Raw genomic sequence first — 17,880 nt, forward strand, 5'->3', positions numbered from 1 at the left:
ATGAGTTTAGAATTATCGGCGCTAGGACGCCACGTGTTGATTGAATATTATGGGTGCCCGAGTGAAATTATAGAGAACAACAAAGTGATTGAGCAGTTCATGAAAGAGGCTGCTGATTATTCAGGAGCTACCATTGTAGAATCAGTGTTCCATCATTTTAATCCATACGGGGTATCGGGCGCTGTCATCATCGCGGAATCTCACCTTACGATTCACACGTGGCCAGAATACGGCTTTGCTTCTGTAGATGTTTATACATGTGGCGATTCAGTAAGCCCTTGGAAAGCGGCTGATTATTTGGCTGAGAAGCTACAAGCCAAAAAGGTGGAGTCATTTGAAGTACCACGTGGCATGGTCGAAAAGATTCGTCAGTTTGCAGAGCGTGAGATTGAAGAAGTGACTGTGAAACCAATATTGGCAGGTGCAAACGTATGAGTTGGTATACAGAACAATGGAGCGAGGACTGCAAGTTTTCTGTAGGATATGAAAAGCATCTGCACAGCGAAAAGTCGCCGTTCCAGCAAATCGATTTTTATGAAGGCAAAGAATTCGGTACGTTTTTCACGCTAGATGGCTTGATGATGGTCAACGAAAAAGACGAATTCATCTACCACGACATGATTGTCCACCCGGCTTTCGCAACGAATCCAGAGATTAAGAAAGTGCTCGTGATCGGCGGCGGAGACGGGGGGACTGCGCGTGAAGTATTGCGCTATCCAGGCGTGGAACAAGTTGTCCTTGCTGAAATAGATGAGCAAGTATTCCGTCTGTGCCAACAGTACTTACCAATTACAGCAGCAGGTGTAGAAGAAGACCCGCGCATGGAACTCGCTTTCGGTGACGGACTTGCATATGTCCAAAATGCACCAGACGCTTCTTTTGACTTAATTCTCGTCGATTCTACTGACCCGGTTTCAGTAGGAGAAGGGTTGTTCACGACAGCCTTTTACAAGGAATGCTATCGTGTGTTAAATGACAAAGGGATCTTGATCAACCAGCATGAGTCACCGTATTTCTCGGAGTATGCAGAGAACATGAAAAAAGCGCGCACGAAGATTAAAAAAATCTTCCCTGTCGCACGTGTTTATCAATATCATATGCCGACGTATCCATCGGGCCACTGGCTGTTCGGTTTCGCTTCGAAATCTCTTGATCCATTGAAAGATGCAGATGCGACAAAGTGGAACGCACTCGGTTTGAAGACGAAGTATTACAATACAGATCTTCATCGCGGAGCATTTGCATTGCCGAGTTATGTGCGGGAGGCGCTAGATAGTGAAGAATAATGTGTTGAATACAAATCCCTTCATCGGCTGTGAAACACCCTATGAAGAAGCGGATATCGTATTATTCGGTTCACCATTTGACGGAACGACTAGTTTCAGACCTGGTACCCGATTTGCAGGCCAAGCGATTCGTCCGGATTCCTATGGCTTAGAGACGTATTCTCCTTATTTGGATAAAGACCTCGAAGATGCTTGCGTTTTCGACCACGGTGACTTGGAATTACCGTTCGGGAATACGGAGCGTGTCCTTCAACAAATTGGAACGTTCAGCGGTCAAGTCTTGGCGGATGGGAAGAAGTTTCTCATGATAGGAGGAGAGCATTTAGTCAGCTTGCCTTCCATCAGAGCGGCTTACGACACGTTCCCAGATCTGCATGTCATCCACATTGATGCGCATACCGATTTACGAGAAGACTATATGGGGGAGCCACTATCGCACGCATCCGTTATTCGGCGCTGCCACGATTTTCTCGGTGACGGACGCATCTTTCAGTTCGGAATCCGCTCCGGCTTGAAGAGTGAGTTTGACTGGGCAAAGACGCATACCCATTTGGAAAAGTTCACACTTGATACGTTACCCGAAGTGGTAAACTCGTTGAAAGACGTCCCCGTGTATGTGACGATAGACTTGGATGTACTGGATCCTGGAACATTCCCCGGTACCGGAACGCCTGAGCCTGGTGGCCTCACATACCGGGAATTGCTCGCGGCGATTGGACACCTTCAAACACTTGAAAATATCGTAGCGACAGACGTCGTAGAATTATCACCACAATACGATCCGTCAGGTGCCTCGACAGCAGTTGCTTGTAAGACCATTCGAGAGATGTTGCTGACGCTAGCAAAGTGATCTATATATAAGAAAGCCGTCCCAAGTTTAGAGGGACGGCTTTCTTTATGGATTAATTTAAGTCTACAGTAGGTGTGCTTACACTAGATGGACTTTCCTTCTGTGTATGCGAAAGTGTCAACATGAAGATGAATGACACACAGAACAGGATTGCGAGGTAAATCATCGCAGCAGTCATATCATAGTTTTGCAAGATGTACCCGACGAGTATTGGTGAGAAACCGCCGACAGCACGTCCAAAGTTGAAAATAGTATTCGTTGCAGTACTTCGGATTTCCACTGGGTAGAAACTGCTGATCAAAGCTCCGTATCCTGCGAACATCCCGTTAGAGAAGAACCCAACGATAGCTCCACCAATCAGAACCCCGGCACTGCCTGTTGCATAGCTGTACAGGAAGACGGCTATGGCTGATGCGATTAAGAAGAGACCATACGCTTTTTTCGCACCGAGTCTGTCCATGATTTGCCCGAAGACGAGCATACCTGCGATCATTCCAACTGCTGTACTGATTGTCCATAGAGCCGAACTTGAAACAGAAAGCCCTTGTGATTGTTGCAACATTGAAGGCAACCAGATCATCAAGCCGTTGTACCCTGCAATTTGGACAGTCGCCATGACAGCGAGTGTAACTGTTGTAAATGCAACCCGTGGGGAAGCAACAAGCAAACGAAGTTTCCCGGCATTCTCTTTTTTCTGCGCAGCTTTTTTCAATTTCTGAGATTCGAGCCACTCAGGGGATTCATCCAAATTACGACGCACGATGAATGCAAAGATGACTGGGATGATGCCAACGAAGAACAATGCTCTCCAACCGAACGCAGGTAAAATGAGTGCGCTTAGCAATGCAGCTAAGATGACACCGTATTGAGCCCCAACGCTAACATAAGAGGATGCGCGACCTTGTTTGTTTTTAGGCCATGCTTCCGCAACGAGTGCCATTCCTATTCCATATTCTCCACCAGCACCAAGTCCAGCGATGAAGCGGTAGATATAAATTTGTTCAATGTTCGCTGCAAGTCCAGTAAGGGCTGTTCCAAGTGCGAACAATAGAATACTATATGTGAACACTTTAACGCGTCCGAATTTATCTGCTAAAATCCCGAAGAGCACGCCTCCGACGAGCATACCGATATTTGTAACAGATGAGATCAGACCGCCTGTTGCAAAGTCGATTCCGAAGTCCGCAATGATCATCGTCATTGCGAAGGAAATGAACATGATATCCATGCCTTCAAGAGTAAGACCGGCGACTGAAGCCACCACCGTTTTCTTTTGATAATTCATCGTATGTTCCGCCTTCCTATTGTAGGGTGTTGCTCAACGTAAGAAGAATGGAACCGTTATTCACGGCGATTGCCATCCTCTTTTTGCGTCTCACAGAACGCTTATTAAAAGAGTGCTCAGTAGTTAAATGTGCACAAAAAATGCCCTCGCCGTCTTGGAGGACAGCAAGGGCAAAGTACGACAAATCACGTAAGACAAGGCAGAGCCAGTCTTACAATCCGGTACCCTTTCCGGCCTCTCTGGACCGTGTTAAAGGAGCAATTTAATTGTTTTTATACTACCAGAAGAAATTTAGTTGTACAAGATATTTTTACTGGTACTAGCAATGTTGGAGTTTTCGATTAATATTTTTTAACGCAGATGTCGTTCATTAATGCTATAATTATTCAGTTCTTCAATTTTTGGATGGAGGTTATATCGTGAATACGACAGAAGTACATCATCAAACTCAGTCTAAACGAGTTCTTCTATATAGCTTAACGTTTTTAGCAATTGCGATCATTGGTCTTACCTATGTTAAATGGATGCCGTATGTGGGCAAGAGTATTACTGCGATTACGACACATTCCATCGGGGACTCAATTTTAGGAACAGACCCCGGAAAAGCGGAGTCAGCTTCTTTTTCAGGAGCGTGGGACTATGCAGTAACGTATTTTGCTGCAGTATGGAAAGCCGCAGTGCTCGGAATTCTATTAGGCTCATTATTGCAAGTGCTTCTGCCAGCAAATTGGCTTATTCGTGTACTTGGTAAAACATCATTCGCAAGTACAGCTGCTGGCGGACTCGCTGCAGTACCGGGCATGATGTGCACGTGTTGCGCAGCCCCTGTAGCAGTAGGTCTCCGCAAAAAGAATGTATCAGTTGGTGCGGCACTTGCATTTTGGATTGGAAATCCAACGTTAAATCCAGCGGCGCTCGTGTTCATGACATTCGTATTGTCTTGGAAGTTCACGGCGCTTCGGTTAGTGTTTGGAATAATTTTGACGTTTGGTGTGAGCTATTTAGCGAACCGATTCGCCCCAGCCGTTAAACCGGTGGATACGGAAAAGTTATTACAGCAAGCTGCTGAGGAAGAACAAGGTTCGTTTCTTATGCGCTGGCTCAAGAGTCTAGGGAAAATGACATTGTTCATATTACCGGCGTACTTCCTATCCGTTTTGTTGATGGGTGCAGTGAAAGGGTGGTTGTTCCCACAATTAGGGGAAGCGACAGGAAGTTCAATTTTGTTACTAGTGCTTATTGCGATTGGCGGCATGTTGTTTGTCATTCCAACAGCTGCAGAAATTCCAATCATCCAGACATTCATGGCATACGGAATGGGCGGTGGCCCGGCAGCAGCATTGTTGCTTACATTGCCAGCTGTTAGTTTGCCGTCATTATTGCTCGTTTCAAAGTCGTTCCCTAAACGTGTTCTCGTCTTCGTCAGTGTATCTGTCGTTGTGCTAGGCGTTGTTGCAGGAATTGCAGGGAATTATATACTGTGAAACAAAAAGAACCGTCTCCTATTGGAGGACATGAAAAAACTTACTTTTTTCAAGCTAACAAGTTGTATAGTTAAAAAAGAGGCACTATTTCGTTCAAACTTGAACGAAATGGTGCCTCTTTCATTATCTTTCCATTTATGATTATGAAGATTTTGACTATCTACTGACGAATGAAGAATCCTCGTTGATTGGAGAAGAAGGCGGCGACTCTGGAGGGATCAGCGAAGATTGAAGACCCCGCAGGAGCGAAGCGACGAGGAGGCTGAAATCGAGCCCCTCAGAAAGCGTCCGCCTGAAGGGGAAATCAACAGTCTCCTATACACAACAAATATTAAAGGACTTTTTCATTGGCCTTCTCCTATTGAAGACGGTCCTTTTTTTAATGAACAACAATAAAAATCCTTAATCAAGCTCGTGTCTGTAGGGTATGATACACTCACTTCAACGACTAGTAGGAGGGATTTTGGATGAAACAACTCACTGGGAAAACGGCAATTGTTACAGGTGCAAGCAGCGGGATTGGCTCAGGTATTGCAAAGGAACTTGCGGAACAGGGAGCAAACGTTGTTCTTGCTGCACGCAACGAAGAAAAGTTACATGAATTAGCAAAACAACTTACAGACAATGGCGGCTCCGTGCTTGTTGTGAAGACAGATGTATCCAGCCAATCAGATGTGGAAGCACTCGCAGCTAAAGCGAAAGATGCTTTTGGCGGCGTAGATATTTACGTCAACAATGCCGGGCAAGTACTTACAGCAGAAGTGCGTTCTGGCAAAACGGAAGAATGGGAGCAAATGATTGACGTCAACATTAAAGGTGTTTTGTTCGGCATCAACGCCGTACTGCCATCCATGCTTGAAAAAGGGGCAGGTCATCTTATTAACATCGCTTCCGTTTCTGCAACAGAAGTGACAAAAACAAGCACAGTTTACAGCGCAACTAAATTTGCCGTCCGTGCAATCTCTATGGGTCTCGAAAAAGAACTTGCAAAAACAGGTGTCCGAGTGACCAATATCTCTCCGGGATTGGTCGACACTCGATTAGGGGAAAAGTACGACTGGGGCGATCGCAAGAAACTTCAAACATCGGATATCGCAAAAGCGGTTGTTTACGCAGTTACACAGCCTGACTATGTCAACGTCAATGAAATCACGATAAGACCTGTTTAATAGAAAAAAGTCGACTTCGCATATGACGAAGTCGACTTTTTTAGGTTAAGAAGACACAGGCTTCTTCAAAATACCAAGGAGAATCGCGGATACAATCGATCCAATGGCCACAGCGAGTAAATAGAGCATCCAACTTCCGTCAACGAGAGGGAAGACGAATATCCCGCCATGAGGTGCTTGTAAACCGATGTGGAACGCCATCGATAAACCACCAGCAATTCCTGCACCAACCATTACAGAGGGAATGACGCGCAGCGGATCTGCTGCTGCGAATGGAATCGCACCTTCAGTGATGAATGATGCCCCCATAATGTAGTTCACTTTGCCAGCTTCCCGTTGTTGAAGAGAGAATCGGTTTCTGAAAACGGTTGTTGCGATTGCAATGGCGAAAGGTGGAACCATTCCAGCTGCCATGATTGCAGCCATCGGTTCGTACACGCCGCTTGCGAGTAATCCTGTACCGAACAAATAGGCAGCTTTGTTGATAGGCCCCCCCATATCAATTGCCATCATTAATCCAAGGACAATCCCAAGCATTACCGCATTCCCTGTACCGAGTCCTGTTAACCATGCGGAAATGGCGGTATTGAGAGCACTGAATGGCGTATTCACGACGTAATGCATGATAAGTCCTGTGCCTGCGATTCCAAGTAATGGATAGAGCAAAATCGTCTTAATCCCGTCCAATGAAGGAGGAAGTGCAGAAAGCCACTTCTTTAATCCGACTACCAAGTAACCGGCAAGGAAACCTGCGATGATTCCACCGAGGAAACCAGCACCACTCGTAGCAGCCATTAATCCACCGACCATACCAGGGGCAAAACCAGGACGATCCGCGATACTAAGGGCGATGAACCCTGCGAGGACAGGAACCATTAACGCGAACGCATTTCCGCCACCAATTGTATTCAATACAGCAGCAAATGCATTATAGGACGGGTCATCTGGTTTAAATGAGTTTGGCCCGAACAAGAATCCGATGGCAATAAGTATCCCGCCACCGATTACAAATGGAAGCATGTTTGACACACCGCTCATCAAATGCTTGTAAATTGTAGATCCAATTCCTTTAGTCAATGCTGATTCTTCACCAGCCTCTGAATCAGCGCTCGAACTGCCCTTATACACAGGTGCATCTTGTTTCACCGCGCGGTCAAGTAATTCCTTCGGCTTCCGAATCCCTTCTGCAACAGGAACTTCAATTACATGTTTCCCAGCGAAACGCCCCATTGAGACATTGGTATCCGCAGCAACAATAACAGCCGTTGCACGCTCAATATCCTCAGCAGTCAACACGTTTTGTGCACCACCCGATCCGTTCGTTTCGACTTTGAACGGGATTCCGAGCTCTGCCGCTTTGTTTTTGAGTGAATCTGCGGACATATACGTGTGGGCAATCCCTGTAGGACAAGCAGTAACAGCAACTACATATGGTTTAGACGAATCCGCCGATGGTGGCGGCGTCGAAGGAGCGGGTTCTTCATCCGGCTGATCATGTGCGTCAATGAGTGACAATATCTCTTCTTTCGATGAAGCTTTGAGTAATTGCTTGCGTACGTCTTCGTTCATAAGTACCGTGGACAACCGTGCGAGCGCTTTCAAATGCATGCGGTTTGCACCGTCTTCAGCTGCTATCATGAAGAACAAATGAGCCGGCTGTCCGTCAAGCGATTCGTATTCCGCCCCCGCTTCCGAACGACCAAATGCAATCGCTGGAACCTTAACGGCACTCGTTTTCGCATGGGGGATTGCGACACCATCGCCAATCCCAGTCGTGCTTTGTGACTCTCGATTCAAAATGGCTTTTTTGAATGCAGAGCGATCATTTAGTTTCCCGGCTCTGTCAAGCACATCCACTAGTTCTTCGATGACCGTTGGTTTGTCTGTTCCCTTAAGCCCAAGTAAAATCGTATCAGCCGTTAACAATTCGGTAATCCTCATTGTCCATTCCCTCCTTCTAATGATGTCACTACAACTTGAGGTAGTAACGCGTCAACTTGTTGTTTCGTACATAATCGATCGGAAAACGCGGTAGCACTTCCGGAAGCGATGCTCATTTTAAATGCCTGTTCTATTGTTTCATCTTGTTCAAGTGACGCGAGGAATCCAGCAACCATGGAGTCTCCAGCACCGACAGATCCTTGAACTGTGCCTTTAGGTGCATTGGCAATGAGTGAAAGCGAATCATTTACATACACGGCTCCCGCGCCGGCCAGCGATACAATTACCTGTTCGGCACCAAGGTGGACGAGCGTTTTCGCATGCTTCACTGCATCATGCAGCGAATTTACTTCAGCACCGACCATTTCCCCTAGTTCATGGTGGTTCGGCTTAATAAGAAACGGGCGGTAAGGAAGTGTCTTTAACAAAGAAGTACCTTCAGCGTCGACAACAAAACGGATACCCGACTTTTTGCATAACCGTGCAAATTGTTCGTAGGTGTCTTCAGGAAGCGAAGAAGGGATACTGCCAGATAGTACGAGTACATCATGCCTGCCTAAGTTTTTCACTTGTGCTTTCAACTTTTCAAAACGGAGAGCGTCGATAATGGGGCCAGTTGCATTTACTTCCGTTTCTTCAGCAGCACGTATTTTCACGTTCACTCGTGTTTCTCCTTCGACGGATATGAAATTTGTAGAAATGCCGGCTTTTTGCAGGAGTCGTTCAACTTCCTGTCCAGTAAACCCTCCAGTGAAGCCAAGTGCGCTACTTGGGACACCTAACGTCGTCAACACTTGTGAGACATTTATGCCCTTACCACCAGCTAAAAAATGATCTGAGGTCGAACGATTTAACGCACCTAGTGATAGGGAATCGAGAGTCAGTAAATAATCCAATGAGGGATTCAGCGTCACTGTATAGATCATTCGACAATCACCTCCAATTTCGTATTCTTCGGGAATGCTTGTAAGGATTCGGAGCTCTCACTTGTCGTTACGACAACTGCTTGTGAAAGGCCAGCGAACTTCGCAAAGGCCACTTCTTGAAACTTAGAATGGTCTGCCAAAATATAAGCTTCTCTTGATAATTGAATCGCGAGTTCTTTGATTTGTGCTTCTTCTTCATCAGGAGTGGTAAACCCATAATCCGGATGGATGCCATTCACACCTAGAAAACACTTATCAAAACGATAGTGTTGAAGACTATGAACAGCACCTCTGCCAATTAAAGCTTTGGTGGAAGGTTTTGCAATCCCACCCGTTAGAATCGTTTTACAACCACGTTCAAGCAGGGCATCCGTATGAGAAATTCCATTGGTCACGACAATGATAGATGGAGGAAGAAAGGGAATCATTTCAAACACGGTAGACCCGGCATCTAAGTAGATCGTGTCGCCTTCTTGGATATAAGAAGCAGCTAGTTGACCGATTTGTTGTTTTGTTTGAAGGTTTTTAGATGTTTTTTCAGACATAGAAGATTCCTGGAGTTTTCCTTGTAGCTTTGCTGCACCACCGTGTACTCGTTTTAGTTTTCTTTGGCGCTCTAATTCTATTAAATCACGTCGTATTGTAGACTCTGAAGAACCTGTTTCAGTAGTGATGTCTTGCAAGCGAACCGTTTGGTTGTGCTCTAACAACTTCACTATTAGATGATGACGTTCAGTCTCTAGCATGGGAATCCCCCTTAACCAATCTCGTTACATTCATCATATACCTAGAGTATTCTGAACTCAACCAAAATATTTCAAAAACGTTCAAAAACATTCATAGGGAAATTTAATTAGACAGTAAATTATTTTAGAATCCGAAATAGTTATTGACCCTATTCCTTTACTCTGATAAAATAAAACGCGAATATCGACATTATTCGACAAAAAATGACGTGTTTTTCACGTAATCTTGTAATTCGTTTATACAATTAAACGAAGGATAAAGAATTAATGCCACACACATAAATTAGTTAGGAGGGAATTTACATGGCAGATTCAAAAAAAGGTGTCTCAAGACGGGACTTTTTGAAAACAAGCGGTATTGCGGCAGGTACGTTAGTCGGTGGAGGACTAATTGGCGGACTGGTTGGTTTTAACGCGAAAAAAAGTGATACTTCCAGCAACGATACTATGGATATGAAGCATGAAAATTCCGATGCGAATCGAGGACTTATGTTTTTTCAAAATCAACATGAGTTTGACGTACTCTCCCAAGCTACAGAACGTATTTTTCCTGAGGATGATCTAGGACCAGGTGCAATCGGTCTAGGCGTCCCATTTTTTATTGACAATCAACTTGCTGGTAATTATGGCAGCAATGCGAAGGAATATATGCAAGGCCCATTCTACGAGGGTGAGCCAACGCAAGGATACCAAAGCCGCATGAGCCGTTCAGACATTTACCGTGTAGGTATTGCATTAATGGACAGCGAAGCGAACAAGAGGTTTGACAAGGACTTCACAGAAATCGAAGCTGGTCAGATGGATGAAATCCTTACTGATTTGCAAAAGAATGCTGTGCCAATGAAAGGGGCGTCTGCCTCATTCTTCTTCGGTTTACTCCGTTCGGCAACTCTAGAAGGTGCTTATGCAGATCCGATTTATAACGGAAATGCAAACATGGAAGGATGGAAGATGAAAGGATTCCCGGGTCATCAAATGTCTTATATCAATGACATTGAGGACGATAAATTTAAGAAGTTCGAGCCTAAATCCATTAGCAGTATGCAACATTAATCAAAGAGGGAGGTAAGTCACAGTGGTAAAGACGCTCGATAAAGTAGATGTAGTAACAGTTGGTGTTGGTTGGACAGGCGGTATTATCGCTGCTGAATGTGCGAAAGCGGGAATGAAAGTACGTGGGTTAGAGCGAGGAAAAGATCGTGGCACAAGAGACTTCTCGATGGTGCATGACGAGTATCGCTATGCAGTAAGGTACGAGTTGATGCAGGATTTGTCTAAAGAAACTGTGACAGTTCGTAATAATATCAAACAACGTGCATTGCCAATGCGTCAATTAGGGTCATTCCTTCTAGGTGAAGGTTTAGGAGGAGCTGGAACCCACTGGAACGGGATGACATATCGCTTTCTTCCATATGATTTTGAGATTAAATCACAAACTGATAAGAAATACGGTAAAAATAAGCTGTCATCAGATTATTTGTTGTCTGACTGGGGCATAACTTACGATGAGCTGGAACCTTATTATGATAAGTTTGAAAAAACAGCTGGTCTGTCGGGTGAAGATACGAACCCGTTTTGGGGAAAGCGTTCATCTGCCTTTCCGACACCACCAATGAAAAAAACACCGTTGTTGAAAAAGTTTGAGAAATCAACAACTGATCTTGGATATCATCCATATATGGTTCCTGCGGCAACACTTTCAGAACCTTACGAAAATCCAGATGGATCAAAAATCGGTGGCTGTCAATATTGTGGATTCTGTGAGCGATTTGGTTGTGAGTATGGTGCGAAATCTTCACCAGAGGTTACAGTAATTCCTACTGCAAGAGCGACAGGAAATTATGATATTATTTTCGATGCGAATGTTGTTGAAGTTCTGAAAAAAGGTAATAAGGTAACAGGGGTTCGCTTTGTCGATACGCAATCGGGCGAAGAGTTCATCCAGCCTGCCGATGTTGTTGTGCTCACTAGTTATGTGATGAATAATGCTAAACTGCTCATGGTATCGAATATTGGTGAACAGTATGATCCGGCAACTGGAAAAGGTTCGCTTGGAAAAAATTATTGCTACCAGATTGAACCAGGAGCTGCAGGGTTCTTTGATGAGCAAATGAATACATTCATGGGTGCAGGCGCACTTGGAATGACAATTGATGATTTCAATGGTGATGCCTTTGACCATAGCAAATTGGATTTCATTCATGGAGCTAGTATTTCATTTGTCCAATCCGGTGACCGTCCAATTTTAAGCAATCCGGTCCCTTCTGACGTCCCTATGTGGGGAGCTGAGTTTAAAAAGGCGTCCATTCAAAACTATACACGTTCGCTATATGTTTTTGGACAAGGTGCTTCGATGCCACACAAACATAATTATTTATCACTGGATTCAACATACAAAGATAAATATGGTGTACCATTGTTAGGGTTAACGTACAACTTTACGGAACAAGATCGAAACTTACACAAATTTATTACCGAAAAGACTGTTGAGGTTATGAAAGGTATGGGCGCTAAGAAGACTGAGGGCGGTGGACCTTTAGGCGACTATGACGTTGCACCATATCAATCTACGCACAATACGGGTGGTACAATAATGGGTGCGGATCCTGATTCAAGTGTCGTAAACAACTATCTACAGCATTGGGATATGGAAAATCTTTTTGTGGTAGGCGCAGGAAACTTTAATCACAATAGTGGTTATAACCCAACGGCTACTGTCGGAGCACTAGCTTACCGAACAGCTGAAGGGATTCAGAAATACCGTAAACAAGGCGGCATGCTCGTCTAATTTGGAAGGGGAAAAAAGATATGAACTTAGCAGCTATTGGAGTACCAGGGCTTATTATCATTCTTGTAATTGTACTAATTTTGTTCGGACCTCGTAAATTACCTGAGGTTGGTTCTGCGGTAGGAAAGACACTTGCTGAATTTAAAAAGTCTGCAAAAGATATTATGGATGATGATGAGAAAGCTGAAGTTAAAAAAACTGAAGCTAGCAAAACTTCTGATACAGAGAAGTAGGTGAAACGATGGATCCATATGGAGATCATAATCGGAAAATATTAAGTCCATTAGATAAAAAGAATAAAGAAGAAGCTGAATTGTCCGTAGAAGCTAAATCGGATGCTGCAGATGAAGAGGTCTTAAAGACACCAGCACTCACGACTCCTACGGACGAGAACGGAATTATTCCACCCGAAGAAACAAAAGATGAAACCGAAGACGAGGGTGGAGATTCCAACCTCGTAGAACACCTAAGTGAATTACGAAAACAGCTGATCAAAAGTATTGTTGTTTTCTTGGTGTTTTTCATCGCCGCATTCAGTACCATTAACGTATGGTTCCCTTACATTACACACGGGTACACGTTAATTGTTTTGAGTCCGATGGAAGTCATTTCGTTTTACACGACCATTTCAGCTGCACTTGCATTTGGACTATCTGTTCCATTTCTCTGCCACTTCTTGTGGAAATTTGTGAAACCGGGTCTAAATGAAAAGGAAAGTCGTTTTTTAAGTCTATACTCTCCTGCGATCCTAATATTGTTCGTAGCAGGAATAGCATTTGGTTACTTTGTTGTGAACCCGCTTAGCTACAATTTCTTAGTCAAACTCGGTAGTATGAACTTTGACGTGATGGTTTCGGCACAAGAGTATGCACGCTTTCTCTTGATAACAACAATGCCAATTGGTTTACTGTTTGAATTACCTGTGGTTGCGTTATTCCTTTCCGCGATTGGAATTCTTACTTCAGGATCTATGAAAAAGGTGAGAAAATGGTCATATGTAGTGCTAGGAGTCATATCAGCACTCATTACTCCACCTGACTTCTTCAGTCAGCTCATTATTCTAATTCCGATGATAGGTTTATACGAAGCAAGTATATTCCTTGTCACCCGAACCGAAAAACGTTTAGCAGCAGCAGCAGCTGATGTAGCCTAAAAAACCCGCTTTGCACAATGTGCAAAGCGGGTTTTTTATCATTCAGTAAGTGCGAAATTTACACGGACGATTAAATTATTTGTTTCACTACGAAGTGTTTTGTATGTTTCTACAAATGCTTCCTTATTTTCTGCAGGATTATCAAACTTTCCAATTTCCTCCCACATCGTTTTCATTTTCATCATTTCTTCAAATAGCGCCATATCCGTTCCCGTCTGTGGACCAGGAACTAATACAGTTGGAGATCCAAGGTCGAAGAAATCTTCTTGAATGATTGGGAATACCGGGTGTTCAAACTCATCATTCTCAATGAGATATCCAAGATCATTTAAGGAAGGTGCAATCAGAAGAACAATTTGCATGATACTTCGTTCTAGATTAGTCGCTTCCTCCCAAGTACGATATTCGGAATCAGGGGTGGTAGCGAATTCCTCAGCACGTGTTTGAAGAAATAATTGATAGGCCTCAGGGAGTACAGAATCTTGTAATTGATAAGCCCGACTTTCTGTAATATCAATCAAAGCATCCCCTAGATTGGTTACATTTGTTACCTTACCGCCTTGGCTTGTAATGCCTCTCACTGGGTGATCATCAAGTGCATAGCGGACAATTCCTTGTTCTTTGGCTAACTGTTCATATTCTTCTTGTGTAAGGTTTTTAGGGAAATTCCCTTCATTGTCATAGACGGAAGGGATTTCAACGGTCCTCATTTTTGCTTCGTCGTACAACTCTCCGTCTTCATCAGATGTTTGACTATCCACGATTTCGTCAGATGAAGTTGGGGTAATCTCCTTACCGTTTTCATTCGTTTGTTCCGCATTCTCTTCAGCTGAGTCGCTATCGATGTCGTCCTCTTTCTGTGACGGTACCTTATTAGAACTGCATGCTGCAAGTAAAAAAATAATAAGTAGCAAAAGTCCTGTTTTCTTCATATGTAGAGTGCCTCCTAATTGGGTATGCTGTGTATGATACGTTTCTTCATCTATAGAGTTTCGTTATAGGTGAGAATGATGCTTAGGTAATGTGGATGAAAAAGTCTTAAGTCCTGAAATTGCTCACACAAATACAAGTACATTTGTTAGTGAAAATAGTAGTTTGGGTTAAAGTAATAATACAAATCCGAAGCCTAATAAACAATTAGGTTTTGAAAAGGAATGAAAAAATAAAACATGACAAAGAAGAAGATTATAGGCAATACCCTGTTATTTGTTGGAATAATGGCTTATATTTTGTTGTTTGGCGCATTGTTTGGACAAAACAATATCTTGATAGGTGTTGCTACAATTACAGCGATGCTCATGTTGCTAGAACGTGATCTGACAATCCACCCTGTTCAGAACACAGTTAAATTTGCCGGTTTGAATTTATTGACTGGAATTGCAGCATTTGCCGCTGGATTCTCTGTATGGACAGCGGTACCAATCCATTTTGTAATGATGTTCATCATCAGTTACACATTGATATTCAACTTGAAAAATCCACTGTATTTACCATTTTCACTTCAATATTTATTTTTACTAGCGATACCTGTAACGGGAGCTGAATTACCACTCCGATTAGTAGGACTTGTAGTTGGTGCCATTTCAATCATGGCATTACAAATGCTTGTAAATCGGAAACGGATCTCTAAGAATGGAGATCCGATTGTGAAAAGTGTTTGTACCTCACTGTTGGGGAAAATAGACAAGAAGCTGGCGGGGGAAGACTCTACCGAAATGGATACAGCAATTCGAAAGTCCATTGGATCGCTCCGTTCCATGATCTATGACCAGCGCGAAGAAGACTACTATCTAACCGAAGAGGGACGATTACGGTTAAATATCACAGCTGCACTAGAGAAAATGGATACACTTTTAGATACCTTGGAGCCGAGACATGCAGAAGGAAAAGTAATTCAAGATGTGAGAATGATTTTAAACAAAGCGTTAGAAGGGGATTCCAAAGAAATCAATGCGCGGGAACTAAGTAAAGCATCAGAAGAAGTGATGCAAAGTTATATGACAGAGCCGCCCCAGTCCTCAACTCAATTGCGTTTACTGAATAACATTGACTATCTGACAGACAGCTTACTCGCGTTACAGCAGTTAACACCTGAAAAACGTAAAATCACTCGGAAAATCGAAGAAATTCCACTGAAATTCAAGAAATTCACATTGAATGCGGCACCCCTTCATGTATCATCACTAAAAATGTCGTATGCGGTTCGTATGGCGACGGGGATTGCAATTTCTGGTTTCTTAATGGACTTCTTCGACTTAACAGAAGGTAGATGGATGATGTTTACCGTTTTGTCGGTCATCATCCCGTTTTATGAACAATCGCACAAAAAAATGCGAGATCGTATATTTGCGACAGTTGTTGGGGCAACACTCGTATGGATTGTATTCTCGATCTTCCAAGTAACAGCAGTACGCACAGGATTGTTATTATTTGCAGGGTATTTGATGAGTTATGTAAAAGTGTATCGCTACAGTACAATCCTAGTAACGTTCTCAGCAATCGGTTCTGTCGCTTTAATATCGGGAGAAACTCAATTTTTGACGGTAGAACGATTATTAATGGTGTTGGCGGGAGTTTTTATTGCGCTCCTTATTAACCGTTTTGTGCTTCCGTATAAAATGACGGATGCCAATGTCAATTTAGGAAGAATGTCCAATGATACGCTGACTGAAATGCTGAAAGAAGCGAAGGACGCCATTAATGGAAATGCTGCAGTCGGCAGCCATAGTATGAAAAACTTATTAATCATTAGTACGATGATTGAAGAGCGTGCGCGTGTTAACTTACAAGCTGCTGGAACAGATGTCGCAGATGAGCTATTTGCTCCAAGAAGACTCGCGAGTAACACGCTCTATGAACTGTTGATGTGGAAAGAAATGCACGGTATGAAAGAAGAAATTTCTCTAAGAGTAGTAGCGTTTTTACAACAGATTGAGACATGCTGGTTAACGGGGGTTACGTATTCTAGTGTGGTCAAACACTTACATCTCACATTAGCAAGTGATCCTATTCTAGAAAATAGAATCATTCTTAGTATAGTGCTTGAGATTGCTGAAGAATTTGAACAGATTCAAACAGAAGACGAAAAAGTGAAACCTCATCTCGGGGAATGACGTCAGTTCAAATAGTAAGCACGTATGCATAGATTCTTTATGCAGTACAACAGAAAGGGTTGAAAAGTCGTGAATCTTGAAATTCATGACGTAACGGCAACGAACTATCGAGATATCCTTGAATTGAAAGTTGCCCAGTCACAAAAAGAATATATAGAAACACCTTATGAATGCCTTGAGGACTCCGTTGAGTGGGAGCAGTTCAAACCTGTTGGACTCTATGTGAATGGAGAACTCGTCGGATTTGCAATGTATGGACTTTTCCAAGAAGAAGGCGAGCACGGTAGATTATGGATTGATCGGTTACTGATTGATGAGCGATTCCAAGGTAAAGGTTACGGTACACAATTCATGAAAATGTTAGTTGAAAAAGTAACATCGGAATACGGACAGCAACCAATTTACCTTAGTGTATACCCTGATAATAAGGAAGCAGTTCGACTCTATCAGAAACTAGGCTTTGATTTTATTGAAGAACGAGATACTAACGGAGAGCACATCATGAGAACACAATAAAAGGAAAGAGGTCTGAAATAGACCTCTTTCCTTTTCGTTAGTCAGATTCTTTTTCTTTTCTAAATTCTTCTTTTGTAAGCTCCGCGGCAGTGTCTTGAATGTTTTCTTGTATTTGTTGCCCTACAGCAGCTTTCTCTGCCTCCTCAGGAGTTTTATTACATATTCCTTTCTTTTCTTGTTCAATCTTTTCTTGCACTTCTTCAATGTTTTTCATTTCTTTTTCATATTCTTTATCTACTTGTGTGGTGGAAGGAATAATGTCATCTTCACAGTAATCTACACGTTTACCGTATCGGATTAGCTCATATATAATCATTCCGTTATTCGGTTTTCCATTTGTCATAAGCATAGGAACTGCATCAATTAACACATAAAAAAATGCATAAAATATAAACCGATTCCAAAACCTTGCCTGCTCTTCAAGAAATCCATTTGCGATTAAGGTATTCAATGTGAGAGCAAATATGACATTTGAAAGAATTGGCGATGCGTATACCATAATATAAGCGAAATTACTTTTTCTTTTTATATCATCGAAAGAGAACCAACTATACATATGATAATATTTACGGATATCGAAGACTCCGAACATGTATACACGAGGCCCAGATCCAATAGTGAGG

General features: G+C 43.0%; 17 protein-coding genes. 11 read left to right on the forward strand and 6 right to left on the reverse strand.

The annotated features are described in order from the left end of the window. The 3 genes from speD to speB are packed head-to-tail and all read left to right on the forward strand — an operon-like array spanning window position 1 to window position 2,136. Window positions 1–435: an adenosylmethionine decarboxylase gene (speD, locus tag DVB69_RS15165; RefSeq protein ID WP_116019953.1), complete on the forward strand. Its 435-nt coding sequence runs from the start codon at window positions 1–3 to the stop codon at window positions 433–435. After that, window positions 432–1,286 (forward strand): polyamine aminopropyltransferase, encoded by an 855-nt coding sequence (gene speE, locus DVB69_RS15170; protein ID WP_116019954.1) that lies wholly within the window; start codon window positions 432–434, stop codon window positions 1,284–1,286. Before speD ends, speE begins: the two co-directional genes overlap by 4 nt. After that, the gene (gene speB, locus DVB69_RS15175) at window positions 1,276–2,136 is read left to right on the forward strand and encodes an agmatinase (protein WP_233505427.1); all 861 of its coding nucleotides are present in this window, start codon (window positions 1,276–1,278) and stop codon (window positions 2,134–2,136) included. Before speE ends, speB begins: the two co-directional genes overlap by 11 nt. A 52-nt stretch (window positions 2,137–2,188) precedes the next feature. On the opposite strand, the gene DVB69_RS15180 is transcribed toward speB, so the two are convergent. Continuing rightward, on the reverse strand, window positions 2,189–3,421 hold the full coding sequence (locus DVB69_RS15180; RefSeq protein WP_116019956.1) for an MFS transporter: 1,233 nt from the start codon (window positions 3,419–3,421) through the stop codon (window positions 2,189–2,191). A 419-nt stretch (window positions 3,422–3,840) separates the two neighbouring features. Between DVB69_RS15180 and DVB69_RS15185 the strand changes: the two genes are divergently transcribed. Both DVB69_RS15185 and DVB69_RS15190 read left to right on the forward strand, forming a co-directional pair. Further along, window positions 3,841–4,905 carry a permease gene (locus DVB69_RS15185; RefSeq protein ID WP_233505428.1) on the forward strand — a complete coding sequence of 355 codons (1,065 nt, stop codon included), beginning with the start codon at window positions 3,841–3,843 and terminating at the stop codon, window positions 4,903–4,905. Window positions 4,906–5,372: 467 nt separating this feature from the next. After that, a complete protein-coding gene (locus DVB69_RS15190) occupies window positions 5,373–6,074 on the forward strand; it encodes an SDR family oxidoreductase (RefSeq protein WP_116019957.1) in 702 nt (233 codons plus the stop codon). A 45-nt stretch (window positions 6,075–6,119) separates the two neighbouring features. Here the strand turns inward: DVB69_RS15190 and DVB69_RS15195 are convergent, their stop codons facing one another. Genes DVB69_RS15195 through DVB69_RS15205 form a run of 3 tightly spaced genes read right to left on the reverse strand, consistent with a single transcriptional unit; the run spans window position 6,120 to window position 9,687 of the window. Then, entirely contained in the window at window positions 6,120–8,015 is a 1,896-nt protein-coding gene (locus DVB69_RS15195; protein WP_116019958.1) for a PTS fructose transporter subunit IIABC, read from the reverse strand. Next, a complete protein-coding gene (gene pfkB / locus DVB69_RS15200; RefSeq protein WP_116019959.1) occupies window positions 8,012–8,941 on the reverse strand; it encodes a 1-phosphofructokinase in 930 nt (309 codons plus the stop codon). Before pfkB ends, DVB69_RS15195 begins: the two co-directional genes overlap by 4 nt. After that, window positions 8,938–9,687 (reverse strand): DeoR/GlpR family DNA-binding transcription regulator, encoded by a 750-nt coding sequence (locus tag DVB69_RS15205; protein ID WP_116019960.1) that lies wholly within the window; start codon window positions 9,685–9,687, stop codon window positions 8,938–8,940. Before DVB69_RS15205 ends, pfkB begins: the two co-directional genes overlap by 4 nt. A 303-nt stretch (window positions 9,688–9,990) precedes the next feature. On the opposite strand from DVB69_RS15205, the gene DVB69_RS15210 reads away from it, so the two are divergent. From DVB69_RS15210 to tatC, 4 genes are read left to right on the forward strand one after another with little or no spacing between them, the layout of a single operon-like run. Continuing rightward, window positions 9,991–10,740, forward strand: coding sequence for a gluconate 2-dehydrogenase subunit 3 family protein (locus tag DVB69_RS15210; RefSeq protein WP_116019961.1), 750 nt, complete (start codon window positions 9,991–9,993; stop codon window positions 10,738–10,740). A 22-nt stretch (window positions 10,741–10,762) separates the two neighbouring features. Next, on the forward strand, window positions 10,763–12,475 hold the full coding sequence (locus DVB69_RS15215; RefSeq protein ID WP_116019962.1) for a GMC family oxidoreductase: 1,713 nt from the start codon (window positions 10,763–10,765) through the stop codon (window positions 12,473–12,475). Window positions 12,476–12,495: 20 nt separating this feature from the next. Further along, entirely contained in the window at window positions 12,496–12,708 is a 213-nt protein-coding gene (gene tatA, locus DVB69_RS15220; RefSeq protein ID WP_116019963.1) for a twin-arginine translocase TatA/TatE family subunit, read from the forward strand. Between the two features lie 8 nt (window positions 12,709–12,716). Further along, entirely contained in the window at window positions 12,717–13,628 is a 912-nt protein-coding gene (gene tatC, locus DVB69_RS15225) for a twin-arginine translocase subunit TatC (protein ID WP_116019964.1), read from the forward strand. A gap of 38 nt (window positions 13,629–13,666) precedes the next feature. On the opposite strand, the gene DVB69_RS15230 is transcribed toward tatC, so the two are convergent. Next, on the reverse strand, window positions 13,667–14,560 hold the full coding sequence (locus tag DVB69_RS15230; RefSeq protein ID WP_116019965.1) for a hypothetical protein: 894 nt from the start codon (window positions 14,558–14,560) through the stop codon (window positions 13,667–13,669). A 237-nt stretch (window positions 14,561–14,797) separates the two neighbouring features. On the opposite strand from DVB69_RS15230, the gene DVB69_RS15235 reads away from it, so the two are divergent. Continuing rightward, window positions 14,798–16,741 carry an FUSC family protein gene (locus DVB69_RS15235; protein WP_116019966.1) on the forward strand — a complete coding sequence of 648 codons (1,944 nt, stop codon included), beginning with the start codon at window positions 14,798–14,800 and terminating at the stop codon, window positions 16,739–16,741. 69 nt (window positions 16,742–16,810) lie between these two features. After that, window positions 16,811–17,257 carry a GNAT family N-acetyltransferase gene (locus tag DVB69_RS15240; RefSeq protein ID WP_116019967.1) on the forward strand — a complete coding sequence of 149 codons (447 nt, stop codon included), beginning with the start codon at window positions 16,811–16,813 and terminating at the stop codon, window positions 17,255–17,257. A gap of 37 nt (window positions 17,258–17,294) precedes the next feature. Here the strand turns inward: DVB69_RS15240 and DVB69_RS15245 are convergent, their stop codons facing one another. After that, window positions 17,295–17,849 carry a hypothetical protein gene (locus tag DVB69_RS15245; protein ID WP_147300782.1) on the reverse strand — a complete coding sequence of 185 codons (555 nt, stop codon included), beginning with the start codon at window positions 17,847–17,849 and terminating at the stop codon, window positions 17,295–17,297. Between the last annotated feature and the right edge of the window lie 31 nt (window positions 17,850–17,880).

This window comes from Sporosarcina sp. BI001-red (assembly GCF_003384035.1).
Taxonomy (GTDB): domain Bacteria; phylum Bacillota; class Bacilli; order Bacillales_A; family Planococcaceae; genus Sporosarcina.

Excerpts from the sequence above, each read along its gene's own strand:
- speD (WP_116019953.1), top strand. The coding sequence starts at position 1 with ATGAGTTTAGAATTATCGGCGCTAGGACGCCACGTGTTGATTGAATAT.
- speE (WP_116019954.1), top strand. The coding sequence starts at position 432 with ATGAGTTGGTATACAGAACAATGGAGCGAGGACTGCAAGTTTTCTGTA.
- DVB69_RS15180 (WP_116019956.1), bottom strand. The coding sequence starts at position 3,421 with ATGAATTATCAAAAGAAAACGGTGGTGGCTTCAGTCGCCGGTCTTACT.
- DVB69_RS15190 (WP_116019957.1), top strand. The coding sequence starts at position 5,373 with ATGAAACAACTCACTGGGAAAACGGCAATTGTTACAGGTGCAAGCAGC.
- DVB69_RS15195 (WP_116019958.1), bottom strand. The coding sequence starts at position 8,015 with ATGAGGATTACCGAATTGTTAACGGCTGATACGATTTTACTTGGGCTT.
- pfkB (WP_116019959.1), bottom strand. The coding sequence starts at position 8,941 with ATGATCTATACAGTGACGCTGAATCCCTCATTGGATTATTTACTGACT.
- DVB69_RS15205 (WP_116019960.1), bottom strand. The coding sequence starts at position 9,687 with ATGCTAGAGACTGAACGTCATCATCTAATAGTGAAGTTGTTAGAGCAC.
- DVB69_RS15210 (WP_116019961.1), top strand. The coding sequence starts at position 9,991 with ATGGCAGATTCAAAAAAAGGTGTCTCAAGACGGGACTTTTTGAAAACA.
- tatA (WP_116019963.1), top strand. The coding sequence starts at position 12,496 with ATGAACTTAGCAGCTATTGGAGTACCAGGGCTTATTATCATTCTTGTA.
- tatC (WP_116019964.1), top strand. The coding sequence starts at position 12,717 with ATGGATCCATATGGAGATCATAATCGGAAAATATTAAGTCCATTAGAT.
- DVB69_RS15230 (WP_116019965.1), bottom strand. The coding sequence starts at position 14,560 with ATGAAGAAAACAGGACTTTTGCTACTTATTATTTTTTTACTTGCAGCA.
- DVB69_RS15235 (WP_116019966.1), top strand. The coding sequence starts at position 14,798 with ATGACAAAGAAGAAGATTATAGGCAATACCCTGTTATTTGTTGGAATA.
- DVB69_RS15245 (WP_147300782.1), bottom strand. The coding sequence starts at position 17,849 with ATGTTCGGAGTCTTCGATATCCGTAAATATTATCATATGTATAGTTGG.